A 20211-nucleotide genomic window follows, 5' to 3' on the forward strand; every position below is an offset into this window, starting at 1 on the left:
CTGTTACAAATTTCCCGTCCTCTTTCTCCGATGACAATATTATTCTTATCTGTCACATTTTTATATACTTATCTAGGCATTCAGAAAATATTCTTGTATTTTTGTGAATCAGCAATCTTATTATCTAAAAATAAACCAAACACTTTTATGAAGACATTCATTCATCTTTTATCCGTTCTTATCCTGTCTGTTGTGCTATTTGCCTGCAACAACGCTCATTTTCTGAAAGAAGAGAATTATCGGAATCAAGTGACCGAAGACTTTGAACAGAAAAAACAAGCACTTCCTCATGGAGACCTGTTTACTGTTTTTTCGAATCCTGACTTGTCTGTATATGAGCAGGAAGCCCTGATGTTTCTCTATGCTTACATGCCGATAGGGGATGTGACGGATTATTCGGGAGATTATTATTTGGAGAATGTTCGCTTGTCCGGGCAGACGCGTACCGAGATGCCTTGGGGGGATCAGATTCCGGATGAATTGTTCCGGCATTTTGTGTTGCCTATCCGGGTGAATAATGAGAATCTGGATGACTCGCGTCGGGTGTTTTATGGAGAATTGAAGGATAGGGTGAAGCATCTGTCCATGAAAGACGCTATTCTGGAAGTAAATCATTGGTGCCATGAAAAGGTAGTCTATCGTCCAAGTGATGCACGTACCAGTTCGCCGTTGGCATCGGTGAAGACAGCCTATGGACGTTGCGGAGAAGAATCCACATTTACTGTGGCTGCGTTGCGTTCGGTGGGGATTCCGGCAAGGCAGGTATATACTCCCCGTTGGGCGCATACGGATGATAATCATGCCTGGGTAGAAGCGTGGGCGGATGGCCAGTGGTATTTCTTCGGAGCTTGCGAGCCGGAACCGGTTTTGAATCTCGGATGGTTCAATGCTCCTGCCAGTCGCGGGATGCTGATGCATACAAAGGTGTTCGGTCGCTATACCGGTCCGGAAGAGATTATGCTTGAAACGCCGAATTACACGGAGATCAATGTGATAGACAATTATGCGCCTACTGCCAAAGCTACAGTGACGGTGACGGATACGGAAGGACATCCGGTATCAGGTGCAAAAGTGGAATTTAAGATATACAATTATGCTGAGTTCTATACGGTAGCCACGAAATATACCGATGCCGAAGGTAAAGCCTTCCTCACTGCCGGCAAGGGAGATATGTTGGTATGGGCATCCAGGGATGGAAAATTCGGATATGCTAAACTGTCATTTGGAAAAGAAGATGCTTTGAAGTTATCTTTAGATAAGAAAGAAGGTGAAAGCTATACACTTCCGATGGATATTGTTCCTCCGGTAGAAGGGGCTAACCTTCCCGAAGTAACTCCTGAACAACGGGCGGAAAATGACCACCGGATAGCACAGGAAGATTCGATCCGCAATGCATATGTGGCAACGATGATGACAGATGAACAGGCAAAAGAATGGGTGAACGGACTGTACGGGAATATATTGCAACCTGAAACTATGAAAGATAAGTTGGCAGCTTTTCTGGTTGCTTCGCGCGGAAACCATCAGACATTGAAGGATTTTCTTTCAGCTATCAGAAAGGAGAAAAAACATATTTCATGGGAGGAAATGCGGGGTATGTGGTTATTAGAGAATATCTCGGCAAAAGATCTTCGTGACGTGACACTCGATGTACTGAACGATCATCTGAAAAACACATCGGATGGAGAAAAAACGGACGCTGATTTGGTGAAAAGGGCGTTGCTCAATCCTCGCATAGCGAATGAGATGCTGACTCCTTATAAAAAGGTACTTTATGATGCAATTTCTGAAGCAGTCTTGAAATCGGCACCTGTTGATGCCGCTCATGATGCTAAAGCATTAATAGAATGGTGCAGAAAAGAGATCAAGATTGATAACGAACTGAATTCTCAGCGGATTCCTGTTTCTCCGATGGGAGTATGGAAGTCACGTGTAGCTGATGAGAAGTCCCGTGATATCTTCTTTGTAGCAGCTGCCCGGAGCATAGGGATACCAGCCTGGATTGATGAAGTGACTGGGAAGGTTCAGTATGCAAGTGATGGGCTTTCTCCGCAGGATGTCAACTTTGAGACTTCGCAGTCCACGCAACCTCGTACCGGCATGTTGAAAGCCAGCTATACTCCGATACGTTCTTTATCCGATCCTAAATACTATTCTCATTTCACTATCTCCAAGTTTAAGAACGGCACGTTCCAACTGCTCAATTATGACGAAGGCGATGTAGATATGGGTGGTGGTGCTACGTGGTCGAATCTCCTGAAAAACGGAGTAAAGCTGGACGAAGGTTATTATATGATGGTGACCGGAACCCGCCTGGCTAGTGGTGCGGTACTCTTCAATACCACATTCTTCACTATCGAACCGGATAAGACGACTACTGTTGATCTTGTGATGCGTGAAAGTAAAGATCAGGTGCAAGTGATCGGTAATTTCAATTCCGAAGCTACCTATCGTCCGGTAGGAGGTACTGACCTGCAAAGTATCCTGCAAACCTGCGGACGCGGCTATTTTGTGGTTGCTGTTCTCGGAGTGGGGCAGGAGCCTACCAATCATGCTTTAAGAGATATTGCGGCTTTGCGCAGCGAGTTTGAACAGTGGGGACGTAAAATGGTCTTTCTTTTCCCTTCGGAAGAGCAATATAAAAAGTTCAACACCCATGAATTTAAAGATCTTCCCTCTACCATTGTTTATGGCATTGATGTGGATAACAGCATTCAAAAACAGATTGTTGATGCGATGAAGTTGAATCAATCAACCCTGCCTGTCTTTATCATTGCCGATACCTTCAATCGTGTGGTCTTTGTTTCTCAAGGATATACGATCGGTCTGGGAGAGCAATTGATGAAAGTAGTACATGGATTATAAAGAGGAGCCAGAGTGCAATAATCGTTAATTCTTACCATTAATACATTGTTTTTGGAAAAGAATGATTACGTTTGCAGCAAATTATGGCAAAGTACATTTTTTGCATATTAGCATGCGCATTTCTGGCTTTGGGATTTACTCATATTTCCAATAAAGAATTGCAGGGATTTCAGAAAGAAACTGAGGTCCCGGCAATTGATATGCAATACAATGCGGGATCAAATTGCAGTGTCTCTTCTGCCGGTTTCGATAAATCATGTAAAGATACTCATTCATTGCTGACTGACGGAACTTACGGCAGTAAGGTCAGTGACTGCATTTTTGATAACCTCTCTTTTCCGAGAAGCATTGTTCCTTTCAAGAATCTGAGATTTAATACAAATACTGCAATAATACAGATATTGAGCTCACTGAATACGTTGCTTCCGGAGGAACGTCTGAGCCATACCTGTTCTGATGTCAATTACACTAAATATTCGTGTAAATACTACGTCTATACATTAGCCCATATTCTTATTTAGGCTGCATTATTTTCCATTGGCAGGGTGAGGTATATCTTTTCTCTCTGCCCCTCCTTTTATTTATTGTTCCTATAAGCGTGTGATATATTTCCCGGATACCTAATCAAGTATCGGGATCAGGATATTGTGTTTTCGTTGTGAAACGGGAGTTACGTCGTATAGAAGCAAAGATGTATACCGAAGTGATTCAAGCAAATAACATCTGCCGATTGTTTCTATATGGGTGATGAGGAGTGCCCAATGGGATTTAACTTTCATGTGTGTCTAAATTTTAATAATGATTTACCATTGGGCGCCTCTTCTTTTTTTTGAATACTATATTATAAAACCTATATTTTTTATTGCTATGATTGATTTATTAATATCTACTTTCGCTATGATGGGGCTCACCTTTCTCATCGGTTTTTTTGTTGCGGCAGTCATCAAACTGATTGCTTATGCGGCAGATTCTTTTGATTTTTATAGTTCTCACCGTCTGGAGCTGCTGCGGTTACATCGCTGGCGACAACACCGGCAGAAAGTAGAAAGGCTTGTCAGACAGATGCCTCTTCCGGACGAAGGGACCTTAGGAGATTATCGCGAAGATTTTAGCCGTGGAATCAACCGGAATGTTTCCGGCTATTCCGGTTATTATCATGGAGTAAGTCCGGGTGCGTCGGAAGAGAACCTGATGGATTATTATTATCCGCGGGATACACGTGAGTTCTTTCTCAAAGAAGAAGAACTGGCGCATGTCAACAAGAAAAATACAAAGAAATCTACTACCAACAAACAATAAAATGACGTTTATTTATGGAAAATATTGATTTTGCCACCCTCTTTCAGGGTATCGGCACAATGATGGAAAGCGGCTGGTTACTGGCTTCTGCCAGAGTCTTTCTGGTACTTCTCGGTTTGTTACTTATCTATCTGGGTTGGAAGGGAGCGCTCGAACCTATGGTTATGATTCCGATGGGATTGGGCATGGTAGCCATCAACTGCGGAACATTGATGATGCCGGACGGTACATTAGGTAACCTCTTCCTCGATCCGATGCTTTCGGATACGGATGACCTGATGAATACGATGCAGATAGACTTTCTGCAACCTGTCTACACGCTGACTTTCAGTAACGGGCTTATAGCCTGCTTTGTCTTTATGGGCATCGGAACTTTGCTGGATGTGGGCTTCCTGCTCCAGAAACCGTTTGCGAGTATATTCCTTGCTTTATGTGCCGAACTCGGTACGTTCCTTACCGTGCCCATCGCTTCCGCACTCGGACTGACTTTAAAGGAAAGCGCATCTGTTGCTATGGTAGGTGGTGCAGACGGTCCGATGGTGCTTTTCACTTCGCTGGCTTTGGCAAAACATTTGTTTGTTCCTATTACAGTAGTCGCTTACCTGTATTTGGGGCTGACGTACGGAGGGTATCCATATTTGGTCAAGCTATTAGTGCCCAAACGTTTCCGTGCCATTAAGATGGTGACCAAGAAGGCGCCGAAGAATTACGATGCCAAAGTGAAACTGGCTTTCTCTGCTGTTCTCTGCGCAGTACTTTGTTTCTTGTTTCCGGTTGCCTCTCCATTGTTTTTCTCCCTGTTCCTGGGCGTTGCCGTTCGTGAATCCGGTATGAAGCATATTTATGATTTTGTCAGTGGGCCGTTGCTCTATGGCTCGACTTTTATGTTGGGAGTATTGCTGGGCGTACTTTGCGATGCGCATCTGTTGCTCGATCCGAAGATTCTGAAATTGCTGGTATTAGGTATCGTCGCACTTTTACTTTCCGGTATCGGAGGAATTATCGGAGGATACATCATGTACATTGTCAAACGGGGAAATTACAATCCGGTGATCGGTATCGCAGCCGTTAGTTGCGTACCTACCACCGCAAAGGTTGCCCAAAAGATAGTAAGCAAAGACAATCCCGATTCATTCGTATTGGGAGATGCCTTGGGAGCCAATATCTCAGGAGTAATCACCTCGGCTATTATTACCGGTATTTATATTACGATTATCCCTTATTTATAAACAGGTATGCTATTGCAGGACTATAAATCGCTGTTTATCGCAGTTTTCAGCTTTTTATAGCCTGAATGGTATTTATCACTCTTTGGGCGGTGGTTATATTTCGTTCGTATTCGTCGATATGTACAGTGCCGCCCATCGATACTGATTCGTTTTTATACTTCATATCGCTCTTGATGCTTTCCCGTGCGGAGAAATGAAACTCCTGTATTCCGGTTTCCGAAGCAATACGGACGATATTCTTTTCGTTCACGCCACATCCGGCAAGCAGGATAATTCTTCCGGAAGCTTGTGTCTGCAATGCTTTTAGCAAGGGGATTCCGAGTTCGGCGGTAGCTTGCTGACCGGAAGTAAGGATACGGTTACACCCTAATCCGATAATCTGCTCCAAAGCCTTTTCAGGATCACGGCATACATCAAAGGCACGGTGAAAAGTCACTGATAACCCTTGTGAGGCTTTCATTAACTTTTGCATCACAGGAAGGTCGATTTCCCCGTTTGCCGTCAGACAACCGAATACCACTCCGTCAGCTCCCAACTGCCGTGCCATTTCTATATCTTTCAGCATCGTTCTCACTTCGATGGGAGAATAAAGAAAATCCCCACCCCGCGGACGGATAATGACATGCAGACGAGTTGCTGTCAGCATGTCGCGTGCTGTCGATATCTCTCCGTAAGAAGGAGTTGTCCCGCCTTCCGGAATACCTGCACATAACTCTACCCGGTCGGCTCCGCCTGCCTGTGCTGCCAGACAGCTTTCTACGGAATTGGCACAGACTTCAAACTGGTACTTTTTCATAAGCTGATGCTTTTAGACTGCATGCTGCTACGTGATGCTGCAAACATGAGAAGTGAATGATGATAAATTGAAAAAGGACGAAATTGCTTCGCCCTTGTATTGAATCTTCTTTTGAATATTTACTTATTTAGCGAAGCTAACCGCACGTGTTTCACGGATAACGGTAATCTTCACCTGTCCCGGATAAGTCATTTCATCCTGAATCTTCTTGGCGATTTCACCGGACAAGCTTTCAGTCTGCTTGTCATCGATCTTATCCGCACCTACGATCACGCGGAGTTCGCGTCCTGCCTGAATAGCGTATGTCTTGGTCACACCCGGATAAGCCATAGCCAGTTGTTCAAGATCGTTCAGACGTTTGATGTAAGCCTCTACAATTTCGCGGCGTGCGCCCGGACGTGCACCGGAGATAGCATCACAAACCTGTACGATAGGAGCCAGCAGACTGGTCATTTCCGTTTCGTCGTGGTGAGCACCGATAGCATTGCAGATATCCGGTTTTTCTTTGTATTTCTCGGCAAGTTTCATACCCAATAATGCGTGCGGCAATTCCGGTTCTTCATCGGGCACTTTACCGATATCATGCAGCAAACCTGCACGTTTTGCCTTCTTAGGGTTCAGGCCCAGTTCCGATGCCATCACAGCACAGAGATTGGCTGTTTCACGGGCGTGCTGCAACAAGTTCTGACCATAAGAAGAGCGATATTTCATCTTACCGATGATACGGATCAGTTCCGGATGCAGACCGTGGATACCAAGGTCGATTGTTGTCCGTTTACCGGTTTCGATGATTTCTTCCTCTACCTGTTTGCGTACTTTGGACACCACTTCCTCAATACGTGCCGGATGGATACGTCCGTCTGTCACCAGTTGGTGAAGAGCCAGACGGGCAATTTCACGGCGAACCGGGTCAAAAGCGGAAAGAACGATTGCTTCCGGAGTGTCGTCTACAACGATTTCAACGCCGGTAGCGGCTTCCAGTGCGCGGATATTGCGTCCTTCACGTCCGATGATACGTCCTTTGATTTCATCCGATTCGATATGGAATACCGTTACGGAATTTTCGATGGCAGTTTCGGTAGCTACCCGTTGGATAGACTGGATAACGATTCGTTTGGCTTCCTTGCTGGCAGTCAGTTTCGCATCATCCATGATGTCATTGATGAATGACTGTGCCTGCGTTTTAGCTTCTTCCTTCAGTGATTCGACCAGACGTTCTTTTGCTTCGTCAGCAGACAGACCGGAGATTGCTTCCAGTTTTTCTATTTCCTGATGTTGCAGTTTGTCCAGTTCTTCCTTCTTTTTGTCAACGATAACAAGTTGCGCCTCCAGGTTTTCCTTTACGGCTTCGGCTTCCAGCTTTTTGCGTTGGATTTCTTCCTGACGCTGGCTGAGCACCATTTCGCGTTGTTTCAGTTTATTTTCCGCCTGCTGAATCTTTTGATTACGCAGTGCCACTTCCTTCTCCAAATCAGCTTTCTTGTTCAGGAATTTTTCCTTTACTTCCAGCAATTTGTTTTTCTTAATTACTTCAGCTTCTGTCTCCGCATCTTTCAGGACACTGTCGTACTTGGACTTCAACACGTACCGGAACAGTACGTATGAAAGGATTCCTCCTACGACGAAGCAAGCAATTGCTGTTGCTATTATTGCTATCATTCTTACATTAATTTAGTTATATAAATAAAAACGCACCGCCAAATATCAGAGCATACATTTGCTCGGATATTGTGCAGTGCGTGGTGTTTTCTTTATCAGTGAATGGCTCGGTGGCATTATTCTTTCTTAAAATAATCCTCCAGCAATTCCGTTAGTTCTTTTACCTTTTCCGTATACGGAGTGGTATCGTTACGTTGCATTAATTGCAGTTTCTCCAACGAGAACTGATAGGCTACCATGGCAATAATCTTTTCCGGTTCAAGGTTTTTGTAGTATTCCCGGTACGCATTAAGCCTGATGTTTACCTGCTTGGCTGCTTCCCGTACCATTTCTTCTTCCTCTCGGTTAATGGTTAACGGGTAGTTTGAGTCTGCTATTTGCAGGTTTATCTTTATCTTATCGTTCATACATCTTTTTTCTTTACTCGTTCAATAAAGCGATGCATTTATCGACTTCACGCACTAATTTTGACAATCGCAGCTTCGTCTCTTTTACGTCGCTGCCGTTAAGGCTGATTGCCGTAGCTGTTTTTAGGTTTGTATAGTTGACTTCCAATTCATCATACTGAGCTTGCACCTTCTCGTTCTTCAACTTTTCGTTTTCAAGAAGTTTTCTCAACCCGGCATTTTCACGCTTTAATTCATCGTGCAAATACATTAAATGCCGTAGCTGCGTTTCAAAGGTACTCAATAACTTTTTTTCTTCTTCTGTCATCACTACACCAAAATTGTACACAAAAATACGATTAACTCTGATATTACAAAAACTTTTCGGGAGAAAATGTACTTTTTAGCCTTAAAATAGCGGATTACGTGGGCAAAGGGGATGAATTATGGAAGAGTATGCATATAAATCTTTTCTTTATGAACAGCTTGGCGGAGGTGAAAAATGCAAAAATGCAGAAAATGCACTCCACAATTTTTCCACACACACAGGCGCGCGTATATAATATAGTTTGCGCGTATTTAGTTATGTTCGTGTGTGTATGTGTATACGCGTGCGCTTACGTGTGTGCGTGTGTTAGGGAGGCCCTCGAAAAAGTGCATTTTTGCATCGGTTAATAACATAGCGCTTCGGGGAGGCTAAAGCTTAGCTTTACGACTCCTAAAGCTAAGCTTTAGCTCACACAAAGCGCCGCTTTGTGTTTTCAGCCGGACTGTTTCATCATCCCATGACTTCATATTCTCTTTTTTCGGCAGATACTAGCCGGTAAATCTCTCCATTCAGACCGGAGGCGCTTTCTAAATAAACTCTTCTTTTTAGTGGTTTTGATCATTTGATTCGTTCATAAAATGATGTAATTTCTATTATTGTTGAGTTCCCTGTCGATGGATAATCGAGAGATGAAATGAATCATTCCGTTGAAGGATTATATCCTTTTTTAATGAAAAAAGGGGCATTTTTGCGTCATAATGAACAAATTTTGTCCTTTATTGATTTGTCGTTTTCCTTCTTTGCTGAGATTTTCCAGTAAGTTTGCGTACCGAACTAACGGACTCAAATTATAAACATAAACATTTGTATCAGCTAACCATGAAAAAGTATTATTTACTATCTCTGATTTCTGCTTCTTTGATTGGAGCAACTTGTGTTCAATGTACTTCTCCCAAACAAAAGAGTGGAGAGAATACTCTTCCGCAAAAGAGTGAACTGTTTGTATCATTGCCGGACTATTGTCCGACACCGGACGGCATGGCTATTGCTCCCAATGGAGATTTGATTCTGGCATGTCCCAATTTTGCAGATATCACACAGCCTGCTTGCCTGATGCGTATTACTAAGGATGGAGCCGTTTCAAAATGGCTGGATGTGCCTGTATTGGAGGAAACCGGATGGGCTTCTCCGATGGGACTTGCCTTTAATGAAGAGGGTGACTTGTTCATCAGTGACAATCAGGGCTGGAGCGGTGCAGAGAAAGCAAAGAACAAAGGACGTGTACTTCGTCTGAAGTTTGAAAATGACCAGTTGAAGGAAACCATTACGGTAGCATCCGGTATGGAGCATCCCAATGGTATCCGTATCCGTAACGGAAAATTATATGTGACTCAAAGCTCTTTGTCACAGATCAAAGACCCTTCCGGTCTGCTTGTCAGCGGTGTATATTGCTTTGATATGAACGACCGTGACATCGCAGTAACCAATACTTCGGCAGATCAGAACCTGTTGACTACGGTAATCACTAAGAACCCTGAAGTACAATACGGACTGGATGGAATCGTGTTTAACGAAGCGGGTGACCTTTTTGTGGGTAACTTCGGTGACGGCGCTATCCATCGTATCAAGATGGACGCGGAAGGAAAAGTTGTCAGCAACGATGTCTGGGCACAGGATACGACTCAGCTTCGTACCACAGACGGTATGTGCATCGATGATAAAGGAAATATTTGGGTAGCAGATTTCTCTGCAAATGCCGTTGCCCGTGTAGATAAGGACGGAAAGATTCAGCGTATCGCCCAAAGCCCCGATTGCGATGGAAGCGATGGCGGACTGGACCAACCGGGCGAACCCATCGTATGGAACGGTCAGGTGATCGTATCCTGTTTCGACCTGGTGACCGGACCGGACAAGGTGAATACCAAGCACGACAAGCCTTTCACACTAGCTAAACTGTCACTGGAATAAGCCTTGATTACCAATCTGAAAACACATTATCAACCCAAGAACACATTATCTATAATATGAAATACTATCTATCGACCTTTGCCGGCTCCGCCATCTGTGGTGGTTTCGCTTTCGGCATCTGGCCGGAACTCTGGAAGACCTACGGTCTGATGGGCGGCTGGCTGGCGGCAACGCTGATTATCGGCATCATGTGGTATATGAATCATTATAACGGAGCGATTTTGAATCCTCCGGGAAAAATATGGCTCGATCAGGGCTGGTGTATCGGTTCTGCCGGTATAGCCTGGGGAATCGTCCGCTTTCAGGGAGATATTACCAATTTCTTTTATGCAGTGCCTACATTGCTCTGTTGTCTGATAGGCGGTGCACTGGCGGGAATTGTAGTTTGGAAAATCCGTTCGTGCGACTGTGCCCGAAAGATAAAATAAGGAGGAGAACACAATGAGCGAATGGTTACAAACCTATAATGAGATGTTCGGTATGTATCATGCCGGAATCATCACCACTATTTTCGGGGCTTTTGCCGTGACATTTACCGTATTGATGAGCTGGCCCAAGCTGGTGAAGGACTTTGGTCCGATAGGCGGATTCATGGCAGCCGCCCTTATCATCGGAACGTTCTGGCTGGTTAATCATAAACTGCCCGGATTCGGCTTCTCTACCGGATTGCTGAACGATGCCGACGGCTTGCCGATGCAGTTCAGCCTGATCCATCAGGGGAATCGTGGCAGTGCCCCTTGGGTAGACATGGGCTGGGCGATTGCGATGGGATTCATCTTTGCAGACGTGCTCTGCGCACCGAAAGGCACACGCGGTGGATTGCTGAAGGAAGCGTTTCCACGTTGGGTAGTTATTATACTGGGCGGCATTGTCGGAGGAATCTTCGTCGGCCTTACCGGATACACGAATGCGGCACTCTAATTCAATTAACTGAAAAGGAAAATATAAAATGTATATATTAGCACATGACTTGGGTACCAGTGGGAACAAAGCCACTTTGTTCGATGAATCGGGGCTGTTGATAGCTTCGCGTACCGCTGCTTATCCTACCGACTATGCTTCCGGCAACCGGGCGGAACAGAATCCGCACCATTGGTGGAAAGCCATCGTTGACACAACACAGGCACTTCTCGAACTGGTATCACCCAATGATATTGCCGGAGTAGCTCTTAGCGGACAAATGATGGGATGTCTTTGCGTAGATAAAGACGGTAATCCGCTTCGTCCGCATATGCTCTATTGCGACCAGCGTTCGCAGGAAGAAGAAGCAAAGTTGACCGAAAAGATAGACCCTCTCCATTTCTACGAAATCACGGGACATCGGATCAGCGCCTCTTACTCTGTGGAAAAACTGATGTGGGTAAAGAAGCACGAACCGGAAATCTTTGCGCAGACTGCCAAAATGCTGAATGCGAAAGATTACATCAACTACCGTTTGTGCGGTACTATCGCCACAGACCCTTCGGATGCGTCGGGAACCAATGCCTACGATTTGAACCGCTGGCAATGGAGTGAAGAGATCATAGAAGCCGCAGAGCTCGATCTTTCTTTATTCCCCGAAGTCCGTTCGTCGATTGACGTGATCGGAGAAATCACCAACGAAGCTGCCCGTGAGACAGGACTGCTTGCCGGAACACCCGTCATCTGTGGCGGTGGCGACGGTAGCTGTGCCGGAGTAGGTGTCGGCTGTGTGGCTCCGGGCACTGCGTACAACTATCTGGGCTCTTCTTCCTGGGTAGCACTGACGGTCGAAAAGCCGATTGTAGACGAACAACGCCGTACCATGAACTGGGCACACGTAGTACCCGGCATGCTGCACCCGTCAGGAACGATGCAAGCGGCAGGATCATCCTACAACTGGATGATTAACCAACTTTGCCAGAATGAACAGGCACTGGCGGCTCAATCGGGAAGCAGCGTGTTCGAACTGATCGACGAACAGATCATTGCCTCTCCGATAGGTGCGAACAAACTCCTGTTTCTTCCCTATATGCTGGGTGAACGTACTCCCCGCTGGAACGTTGATGCCAAAGGAGCTTTCATCGGTCTGACGCTGGGACATAAACATGGTGATATGTTGCGTGCCGTGATGGAAGGAATAACCTTAAATCTCGGATTTATCATCAATATATTCCGCAAGCATGTTCCTATCGACCGCATGACGGTGATTGGCGGCTGTGCTCAGAATCCTGTCTGGCGTCAGATGATGGCGGACATCTATCAGGCGGAAATCCGTGTGCCTAACTATCTCGAAGAGGCAACTTCGATGGGAGCGGCCATCCTTGCGGGTATCGGTGCAGGTGTTTTCCCTGATTTCTCTGTAATCGACCGTTTTGTCCGTATCGAGCAGACGGTGCAGCCTATTCCCGAAAACGTGAAGAAGTACGAAGCGTGGATGCCTGTTTTCGATCAGGCTTATCACGCCTTGTGTGGGATGTACACAGAGATAGCAAAAACCGAACTATAACCTATAAAAATGAATAAGAATACGATGAAATCTGTAATTGTGTCGGCTCCCGGCAAAATAGAAATACGAGAGGTCGAAACTCCTGTCATCAATGCTTATCAGGCATTGGTGAAAACAGAAATGGTGGCACTGTGCAATGCGACTGACAGCAAACTGATTGCGGGACATTTTCCCGGAGTAGATACTTATCCTCTGGCTTTGGGACACGAGAATGCAGGATTTGTAGTGGCCGTAGGCGAGAAAGTACGCAACTTTAAAGTAGGCGACCGGGCTATCGGCGGTTTGATCTCCGACTTTGGCGCGCAGGGAATTAACAGTGGCTGGGGCGGTTTCAGCGAATATGTAGTGGTGAACGATTTCGAGGTACTGAAAGAAGAAGGACTGGCTACCCCCGAACAGGGATGCTGGGACAGCTTTGAGATTCAGAACTCGGTTCCTGCTCATGTGCAGCCGGAAGAAGCGGTGATCTCCTGCACCTGGCGTGAAGTGCTGGGCGCTTTCAAGGATTTCAACCTGACTCCGGGAAAGAAAGTGATAGTGGTAGGTTCCGGTCCTGTAGGACTGAGCTTCGTCAAGTTGGGTAAACTGTTCGGCTTGGGGCAGATTGACATCGTCGATATGCTTCCTGCCAAACTGGAAGTAGCCCGCCGGATGGGAGCGGACAACGGATATACACCTGCCGAAATCAGCACGCCGGAGTTTATAGCCTCCGCCAATCGTTCTTACGATGCCGTGATTGATGCCGTAGGGCTTGATGTAGTAGTCAATTCCGTATTGCCGTTGGTAAAAATGGGCGGTGATGTCTGTGTATATGGTGTCATGACGAAGAATCCGACATTTGATTTGTCGAAAGCGCCTTATAACTTCGATTTGCATATGCACCAGTGGCCTACCCGTTCGGAAGAAAAAGCGGCTATGACCACGCTGGCACAATGGATTGAAGAAGGCAGACTTTCCGCTTCCGACTTCATCACACACCGTTTCAAAATCGAAGAAATCGAAGAAGCCTTCGCTGCCGTGAAACGGGGTGAAGTATTGAAATGTGTATTGACTTTTTAAGAACTAACAATTAACTAACATATTAAACGACTCAAAACAATGGAAAAGAAAAATATAAACGAAGTGATTGCAAATTTATCAGTGGAACAACTGGCAGGAATGATTGACCATACCTTTCTGAAACCTTTCGGAACAGCGGAGAATATCGAAAAACTCTGTGCGGAAGCCCGTCAGTATAAGTTTGCGATGGTAGCCATCAACCCTGCGGAAGTGGAAACCTGTGTCAAACTGTTGGAAGGCTCGGGTGTACGTGTAGGAGCGGCCATCGGTTTCCCTCTGGGACAGAATACCGTAGAGTGCAAGGCATTCGAAACCCGCGATGCCATTGCCAAAGGAGCTACCGAAATTGATACGGTCATCAATGTCCGTGCTTTGCAGAAGGGACAGACAGACATTGTAAAGAAAGAAATCGAAGATATGGTTTCTATCTGCAAACCTGCCGGTGTGATCTGTAAAGTGATTCTTGAAACTTGCTACCTGACTGACGAAGAGAAAGAAACCGTATGCCGCATTGCAAAGGAAGCAGGTGTGGACTTCGTAAAAACTTCTACCGGATTCGGTACGGCAGGCGCCAACGTGCATGATGTTGAATTGATGCGTCGTGTGGTAGGTCCGGTGATCGGTGTGAAAGCCGCAGGCGGTATCCGCGACCTCGATACGGCACTGGCATTGATTCAGGTGGGTGCTACCCGCATCGGTACTTCAAGCGGTATTCAGATTGTAGAAGCTTACAAAGAGTTGAAGAAAGGTCTGTAATGTCCGGTTCGGAAAGGTAAATTTAAGGTAAACAGGAATTTGAAATGATAAGATCGAAATTAATAAAATGGTTGAAGTGGGGGCTGGCATGTTGCATGCTCGTCCCATTCCTCGCCTGGCAGGCGAAGGACACTTCTTTCCAGCCAACCGACACAAAAGGTTTTATCGCCGAAATGCAGAAGCAGTTTGCAGAGGTTCAGACGATAAAGAAGAAAGAGAATCACAGGGAAGAGCTGGAACGTAAAGTGAGAGATACACACCGGATGTTGATGCATGATTATCCGGTTTATTATGACTGGTGGCTACAGGATGGAAATGATGCGAAAGACATAAAGGACGGGAAAGATGTAAACTGGTTCAGAGGTTCTTTCAGCCGGCAACTTTCCCTTCGTATGCAGAAACTGAACATTACTACTGCTGTCAATGATACTCCGGAAAGTATCGAAGCGGCTTTCCTGTCTTATCTGAAAGCGTGCGAGAGAAGACGTGCCGAACGTTTGGAAACTTTCACTGCCAATCAGCCGGAGATTGTTTTTACGAAGTTCAGAACGTTGCGTCCTTCTTTCTTTGCCTATACCGAAGGCGTTTCCGATGCCCGTGCAGAGTGCAACTACTTTGCAGGCGGTTCGCTGTCGAAGATTAAGATGAATGGTATCTGGGCGGAGGAAGAAACACTGTTGACGGACGAAGACGGTGTATATCGTGATCCGAATCTTCATTTTGACGGTCAGCACCTGCTTTTCTCCTGGAAGAAGTCTGCAAAAGACGATGATTTCCATTTGTATGAGATGGATTTAAAGACACGTGAAGTCAAGCAACTGACTTTTGGAAAAGGACACGCTGATATCGAAGGTATCTATCTGCCGGATGAGAATATACTTTTCAACTCTACCCGTAGCGGAAGTGCGGTGGATTGCTGGTTTACCGAAGTCAGCAATATGTACCTCTGTGACCGTGAAGGACGTTATATGCGTCAGGTAGGTTTCGACCAGGTGCATACTACTACGCCGACTTTACTTGATGACGGTCGTGTAGTTTACACTCGTTGGGACTATAATGACCGCGGTCAAGTATGGGCGCAACCCCTGTTTCAGATGAATCCTGACGGAACGGGACAAGCCGAATATTACGGAATGAACAGCTGGTTCCCGACAACGGTAGCGCATACCCGTCAGATTCCCGGTACACGTAAAGTGATGACTGTTTTCATGGGACATCATAATCCCCAGCACGGTAAATTGGGTATTATTGATCCCGAAGCCGGAAGAGATGAGAATGAAGGTGTCATGTTTGTTGCTCCGGTGCGCAAACCCGAGGCAGAGCGTATAGATAGCTACGGACAGTTTACCGACCAGTTTCAGCATCCTTTCCCGTTGAACGAGACGGAGTTTCTGATTTCCTATACTCCGCTGGGATATCATATCGGACATCCGATGGAGTTCGGCATTTACTGGATGAATGCAAACGGAGAACGTGAATTGCTGGTTTCCGATTCGAAAATATCCTGCAATCAGCCCATCTTGCTTGCTCCCCGTAAACGTCCGTTCCATCGTTCGTCTTCTGTAGACTATACGAAGAATGAAGGAGTATATTATATGCAGAATATCTATGAAGGGAATGGCTTGAAAGGAGTGGCTCCCGGAACGATCAAACAGCTTCGTATCGTAGAAATTCAATTCCGTGCAGCCGGTGTAGGCGAAGTGAATGGTAATGATGAGGGAGGTGGTGCATTGGCAAGTTCTCCGGTAGGAGTCGGCAATGCCGCTTGGGACGTGAAGAGAGTGATCGGAGTGACGGATGTATATCCCGACGGTTCCGCTTTCTTTAAAGTACCTGCCCGCAGGCCGCTTTACTTCCAGGCGTTGGACGAAAAGGGCAGGGTAGTGCAGACGATGCGCAGTTGGTCTACTTTGCAGCCTAACGAAGTTCAGAGTTGTGTAGGATGCCATGAACACAAGAATACGGTTCCGGTGGCAGGTCATCGGGTATCCATGGCAATGGACAAAGGAATCAAGGCATTGGCTCCGGAAGATGAAATGGGAGAACGTAACTTCAGCTATCTGAAAGAGATTCAGCCTATCTGGGACCGAAATTGTATCTCTTGTCATGACGGAGTGAAACACCCGATGAGCCTGAAAGGAGAACTGAAGGTAGTGGACAAACAGAGTAAAAGAAAATATACGGATTCATATCTCAGTCTGACTCATGCCCGTCCGGATGGTCCCGACAGAGCATGGAGAGGGGATGCCCATCATCCGGAAGTAAACTGGATCAGCGCTTTGTCCCAGCCTACTTTGTTGCCTCCTTATTTTGCAGGGTCCAACAAGAGTAATCTGATCAAGCGTCTGGAAGAGGGTCATGGAGGTACGAAACTGACACCACAGGAGATACGTAAAGTTTCTCTCTGGATCGACTTGCTCGTTCCTCAGATCGGTGACTATCGGGAAGCGAACAACTGGTCGGATCATGACCGGGAGTTTTACGACCGCTACGATAAGAAGCGGAAACAAGCCCGCATGGAGGAACAGGAGAATATTCGCCAGTACATTCAATCTCTTCAAACTAAACAACAGAAATAATGAAAAAGATATTGATACCTGTTAGTATCATAGCTATACTTCTTTGCGCTAGTTGGAAAGAAGATGCAAAGACGGTTTCGCCGGATCGTTTGTTTCTGGCGGACAGTGGAAAGTCCTTGTTTGTAACGAACAGGGCAGGCAATGAATTAATCAAAATGTCGTCCGACGGACAGAAGGCGGAACAGAAAGTGACCCTTTCTTCGCCCGTCAACGCCATGACACAAGACCCATCCGGCAACCTCTGGGTGGTATGCGACGGAAACACTGGCATGATGTACGAACTGGATGGAAAGAAACTTTCGGTGCAGTCAAAAACAAAGAGCGGTGCTACGCCTTCGGATATCTTGTATAGTCCGGTGTCCAAATCACTTTGGGTGACACAGCGCTTCAACAACGAGTTGTGGGAAATAGATCCGGCAACCCGCAAGGTAAAGACAAAGATTGCAATCGGTCGTGAACCGGTGGCTATGGCTCCGTTTGCAGGAGACTCTTGCCTGCTGATAGCCAATAATCTGCCGGAAATGCCTTCTACGGCTTATCCTATTGCAGTGCAGCTCGATATCGTAGATGTCCCTTCAAAGAAGGTGACAGGACGCATCATGTTGCCGAACGGTGCTACCGATGCGAAGTCTGTAGCGGTAGATAAAAATCAGACGTATGCGTATGTCACTCACTTGATTGCCCGTTATCAGTTGCCTACCAATCAGCTGGACCGTGGATGGATGGCTACAAACACGCTGTCCATCATCGACCTGAAGGCGAGGAAATTGCTGACTTCCGTATTGTTGGATACTCCTCAGAAGGGAGCCGCCAATCCGTGGTCGGTGATTGTCACTCCGGATGATAAACAGATTATCGTAGCTGCTGCCGGAAGCCAGGAACTGGTTCGTATTGACCGCATTGCTTTGCACGAACGTCTGGCGAAGGCAAAGCAGGGGGAGATGGTGACTCCTTCCGTGAAGTCATGGAATAATATTCCGAATGATGCGGGATTCTTATATGGTATCCGCGACTTTATCCCGACACAGGGGAAAGGCCCCCGTTCGGTGGTTGCTACCGGAGATAAGATTTTCACTGCCAACTATTATACTTCGGAATTGGTGTCTATGGATTTGAACGGCAAGAATCTGAAGAAGCAGGTTTTGGGTGCTCCGCTGGCTTTCACGAAAGTCGGAAAGGGTGATATGTATTTCCATGACGCTACTATTTGTTTCCAGAACTGGCAGAGCTGTGCTACCTGTCATCCGAATGACGCCCGCATGGACGGACTTAACTGGGACTTGCTGAATGACGGTATGGGTAACCCGAAGAATACCAAGACACTTTTGCTTTCGCATCAGACTCCGCCCTGTATGGCGACCGGTATCCGTAAGAATGCCGAAGTAGCGGTACGTTCGGGTGTGAAGTATATTCTGTTTATGGAAGGTGAAGACGAAATATACGAATCCATCGATGAATATCTGAAATCCCTGAAACCGTTGCCAAGCCCATACCTTGTGAACGGTAAACTTTCCGGTAAGGCAAAGAAGGGAAAGAAGATTTTTGAGGAAAACTGTGCGAGCTGCCATTCCGGAGAGTACTATACGGATCAGAAACAGTATAAGGTAGGCTGGACAACGGGCCCGGACAAGGGACTGTCTATGGATGTTCCGGCACTGAATGAATGCTGGCGTACAGCTCCCTATCTTTACGATGGTCGTAGCTATTCGATGAAGGATATGCTGAAAGTTCACGGACCTCATAAGCCTGTCACTGAGAAGGAGCTGGAAGAACTGGAAGAATACGTATTGTCTTTGTAAGGAATCGATATTGTCTTTGAGTAAGATTATGTTGAAAATCAGTACTAACTTCAATTGGGGGGTGACTAAAAAGTCGGTAGTATCCACATTCTCCTCCTTCGGGAAGGAGGAGATTTGAGATAGTACCGACTTTTAAGTCAGCTCCAGTTTTGGATACTCTTTTTTGTTAATATGAATATGATAAAGAATATGATAAAGATATGTAGTGTTGCGTTTTTGTCGCTTCTGCTCTCTGCCTCTTCTCTGTTTGCACAGACCAAGACGTTTGCCGGAGCCGATTATTCGCAGGGAATCGTATTTGTGATGGAAAACAACCAAATGGTGTGGAAGCACAAAGCGCCCGATTCTAATGATTTGTGGATATTGCCTAACGGCAATATCCTCTTCACCACCGGACACGGAGTACTCGAAATGACCCGTCAGAACGATACCATTTTCCATTATGAATCAAAAAGTCCGGTCTTTGCCTGCCAACGTCTGAAGAATGGTAATACTTTCGTTGGCGAATGTGTTACCGGACGGATGCTGGAGATATCTCCCAAAGGGAAGATTGTGAAAGAAACCTGCATCCTGCCGAAAGGCGTGAAGGATGGCGGATTCGCATTCATGCGTAATGCACGGCGGCTGGATAACGGTCATTTCCTCGTAGCTCATTATGGAGACCAGTGTGTGAAGGAGTATGATGCAAACGGAAAGGTGGTGTGGAAGCTGGATGTTCCCGGCGGTCCTCATTCGCTGACTCGTCTGCCTAACGGACATACGCTGATAGCTGTTGCCGATAAAGATCAGAATCCAAGATTGATAGAAGTGACTCCGGAAGGAAAAACGATCTGGGAAATATCGAATGCGGATATTCCCGGAAAGCCTTTGAAGTTTCTCGGAGGTTTTCAGTACTTCTCCGACGGACGTTTCCTGATTACGAACTGGACGGGACACGTGAACCCGAAAGAGAAAGTACATCTGCTGCTGGTAGACCGCCAGAAGAATGTGCTCTACTCTCTGGAGAATACTCCGGAACTACAGACGATGTCTTCCGTATATAGTACAGATAAGCCGGCGGGAGTAGCTTCGTATCATTAAT

17 protein-coding genes are annotated in these 20211 nt (G+C 46.1%); 13 read left to right on the forward strand and 4 right to left on the reverse strand.

Features of this window, described 5'->3' with window-relative positions; genetic code table 11:
- Positions 1–147 precede the first annotated feature (147 nt).
- From DW640_RS01760 to DW640_RS01775, 4 genes are all read left to right on the forward strand, one after another.
- Positions 148–2865 carry a transglutaminase domain-containing protein gene (locus DW640_RS01760; RefSeq protein ID WP_117576970.1) on the forward strand — a complete coding sequence of 906 codons (2718 nt, stop codon included), beginning with the start codon at positions 148–150 and terminating at the stop codon, positions 2863–2865.
- An 83-nt stretch (positions 2866–2948) separates the two neighbouring features.
- Positions 2949–3386, forward strand: coding sequence for a hypothetical protein (locus tag DW640_RS01765; RefSeq protein WP_117576972.1), 438 nt, complete (start codon positions 2949–2951; stop codon positions 3384–3386).
- A gap of 346 nt (positions 3387–3732) precedes the next feature.
- Positions 3733–4164: a hypothetical protein gene (locus tag DW640_RS01770; RefSeq protein WP_032813900.1), complete on the forward strand. Its 432-nt coding sequence runs from the start codon at positions 3733–3735 to the stop codon at positions 4162–4164.
- Between the two features lie 14 nt (positions 4165–4178).
- Positions 4179–5393 carry a sodium ion-translocating decarboxylase subunit beta gene (locus DW640_RS01775; protein WP_117576974.1) on the forward strand — a complete coding sequence of 405 codons (1215 nt, stop codon included), beginning with the start codon at positions 4179–4181 and terminating at the stop codon, positions 5391–5393.
- A 46-nt stretch (positions 5394–5439) separates the two neighbouring features.
- Here the strand turns inward: DW640_RS01775 and DW640_RS01780 are convergent, their stop codons facing one another.
- The 4 genes from DW640_RS01780 to DW640_RS01795 form a co-directional block, all read right to left on the reverse strand.
- A complete protein-coding gene (locus DW640_RS01780) occupies positions 5440–6189 on the reverse strand; it encodes a copper homeostasis protein CutC (protein ID WP_022471618.1) in 750 nt (249 codons plus the stop codon).
- Between the two features lie 123 nt (positions 6190–6312).
- Entirely contained in the window at positions 6313–7848 is a 1536-nt protein-coding gene (rny, locus tag DW640_RS01785; RefSeq protein WP_008760083.1) for a ribonuclease Y, read from the reverse strand.
- Between the two features lie 116 nt (positions 7849–7964).
- Entirely contained in the window at positions 7965–8255 is a 291-nt protein-coding gene (locus DW640_RS01790; RefSeq protein WP_008760084.1) for a cell division protein ZapA, read from the reverse strand.
- A gap of 13 nt (positions 8256–8268) precedes the next feature.
- Entirely contained in the window at positions 8269–8562 is a 294-nt protein-coding gene (locus tag DW640_RS01795; RefSeq protein WP_011109256.1) for a hypothetical protein, read from the reverse strand.
- Between the two features lie 819 nt (positions 8563–9381).
- On the opposite strand from DW640_RS01795, the gene DW640_RS01800 reads away from it, so the two are divergent.
- The 9 genes from DW640_RS01800 to DW640_RS01840 all read left to right on the forward strand — a co-directional run bounded on the left by DW640_RS01800 (position 9382) and on the right by DW640_RS01840 (position 20210).
- A complete protein-coding gene (locus DW640_RS01800; RefSeq protein WP_074856485.1) occupies positions 9382–10470 on the forward strand; it encodes an SMP-30/gluconolactonase/LRE family protein in 1089 nt (362 codons plus the stop codon).
- A 56-nt stretch (positions 10471–10526) separates the two neighbouring features.
- A complete protein-coding gene (locus tag DW640_RS01805) occupies positions 10527–10898 on the forward strand; it encodes an electron transporter RnfD (RefSeq protein ID WP_117576976.1) in 372 nt (123 codons plus the stop codon).
- Between the two features lie 13 nt (positions 10899–10911).
- On the forward strand, positions 10912–11391 hold the full coding sequence (locus DW640_RS01810; RefSeq protein WP_008760088.1) for a hypothetical protein: 480 nt from the start codon (positions 10912–10914) through the stop codon (positions 11389–11391).
- A 28-nt stretch (positions 11392–11419) separates the two neighbouring features.
- A complete protein-coding gene (gene xylB, locus DW640_RS01815) occupies positions 11420–12937 on the forward strand; it encodes a xylulokinase (protein WP_117576978.1) in 1518 nt (505 codons plus the stop codon).
- Between the two features lie 24 nt (positions 12938–12961).
- Positions 12962–13996, forward strand: coding sequence for a zinc-binding dehydrogenase (locus DW640_RS01820; protein WP_117577012.1), 1035 nt, complete (start codon positions 12962–12964; stop codon positions 13994–13996).
- Positions 13997–14035: 39 nt separating this feature from the next.
- On the forward strand, positions 14036–14752 hold the full coding sequence (gene deoC / locus DW640_RS01825) for a deoxyribose-phosphate aldolase (RefSeq protein WP_008760091.1): 717 nt from the start codon (positions 14036–14038) through the stop codon (positions 14750–14752).
- Positions 14753–14796: 44 nt separating this feature from the next.
- On the forward strand, positions 14797–17331 hold the full coding sequence (locus DW640_RS01830; protein WP_117576980.1) for a hypothetical protein: 2535 nt from the start codon (positions 14797–14799) through the stop codon (positions 17329–17331).
- A complete protein-coding gene (locus DW640_RS01835; protein ID WP_016268300.1) occupies positions 17331–19130 on the forward strand; it encodes a YncE family protein in 1800 nt (599 codons plus the stop codon). Before DW640_RS01830 ends, DW640_RS01835 begins: the two co-directional genes overlap by 1 nt.
- Positions 19131–19319: 189 nt before the next feature.
- On the forward strand, positions 19320–20210 hold the full coding sequence (locus DW640_RS01840) for a hypothetical protein (RefSeq protein ID WP_008760094.1): 891 nt from the start codon (positions 19320–19322) through the stop codon (positions 20208–20210).
- The last annotated feature ends 1 nt before the right edge of the window (position 20211 follow it).

Origin of the sequence: Bacteroides sp. AM23-12 (assembly GCF_003434395.1) — a bacterium.
In the GTDB taxonomy this organism is placed as follows: domain Bacteria; phylum Bacteroidota; class Bacteroidia; order Bacteroidales; family Bacteroidaceae; genus Bacteroides; species Bacteroides thetaiotaomicron.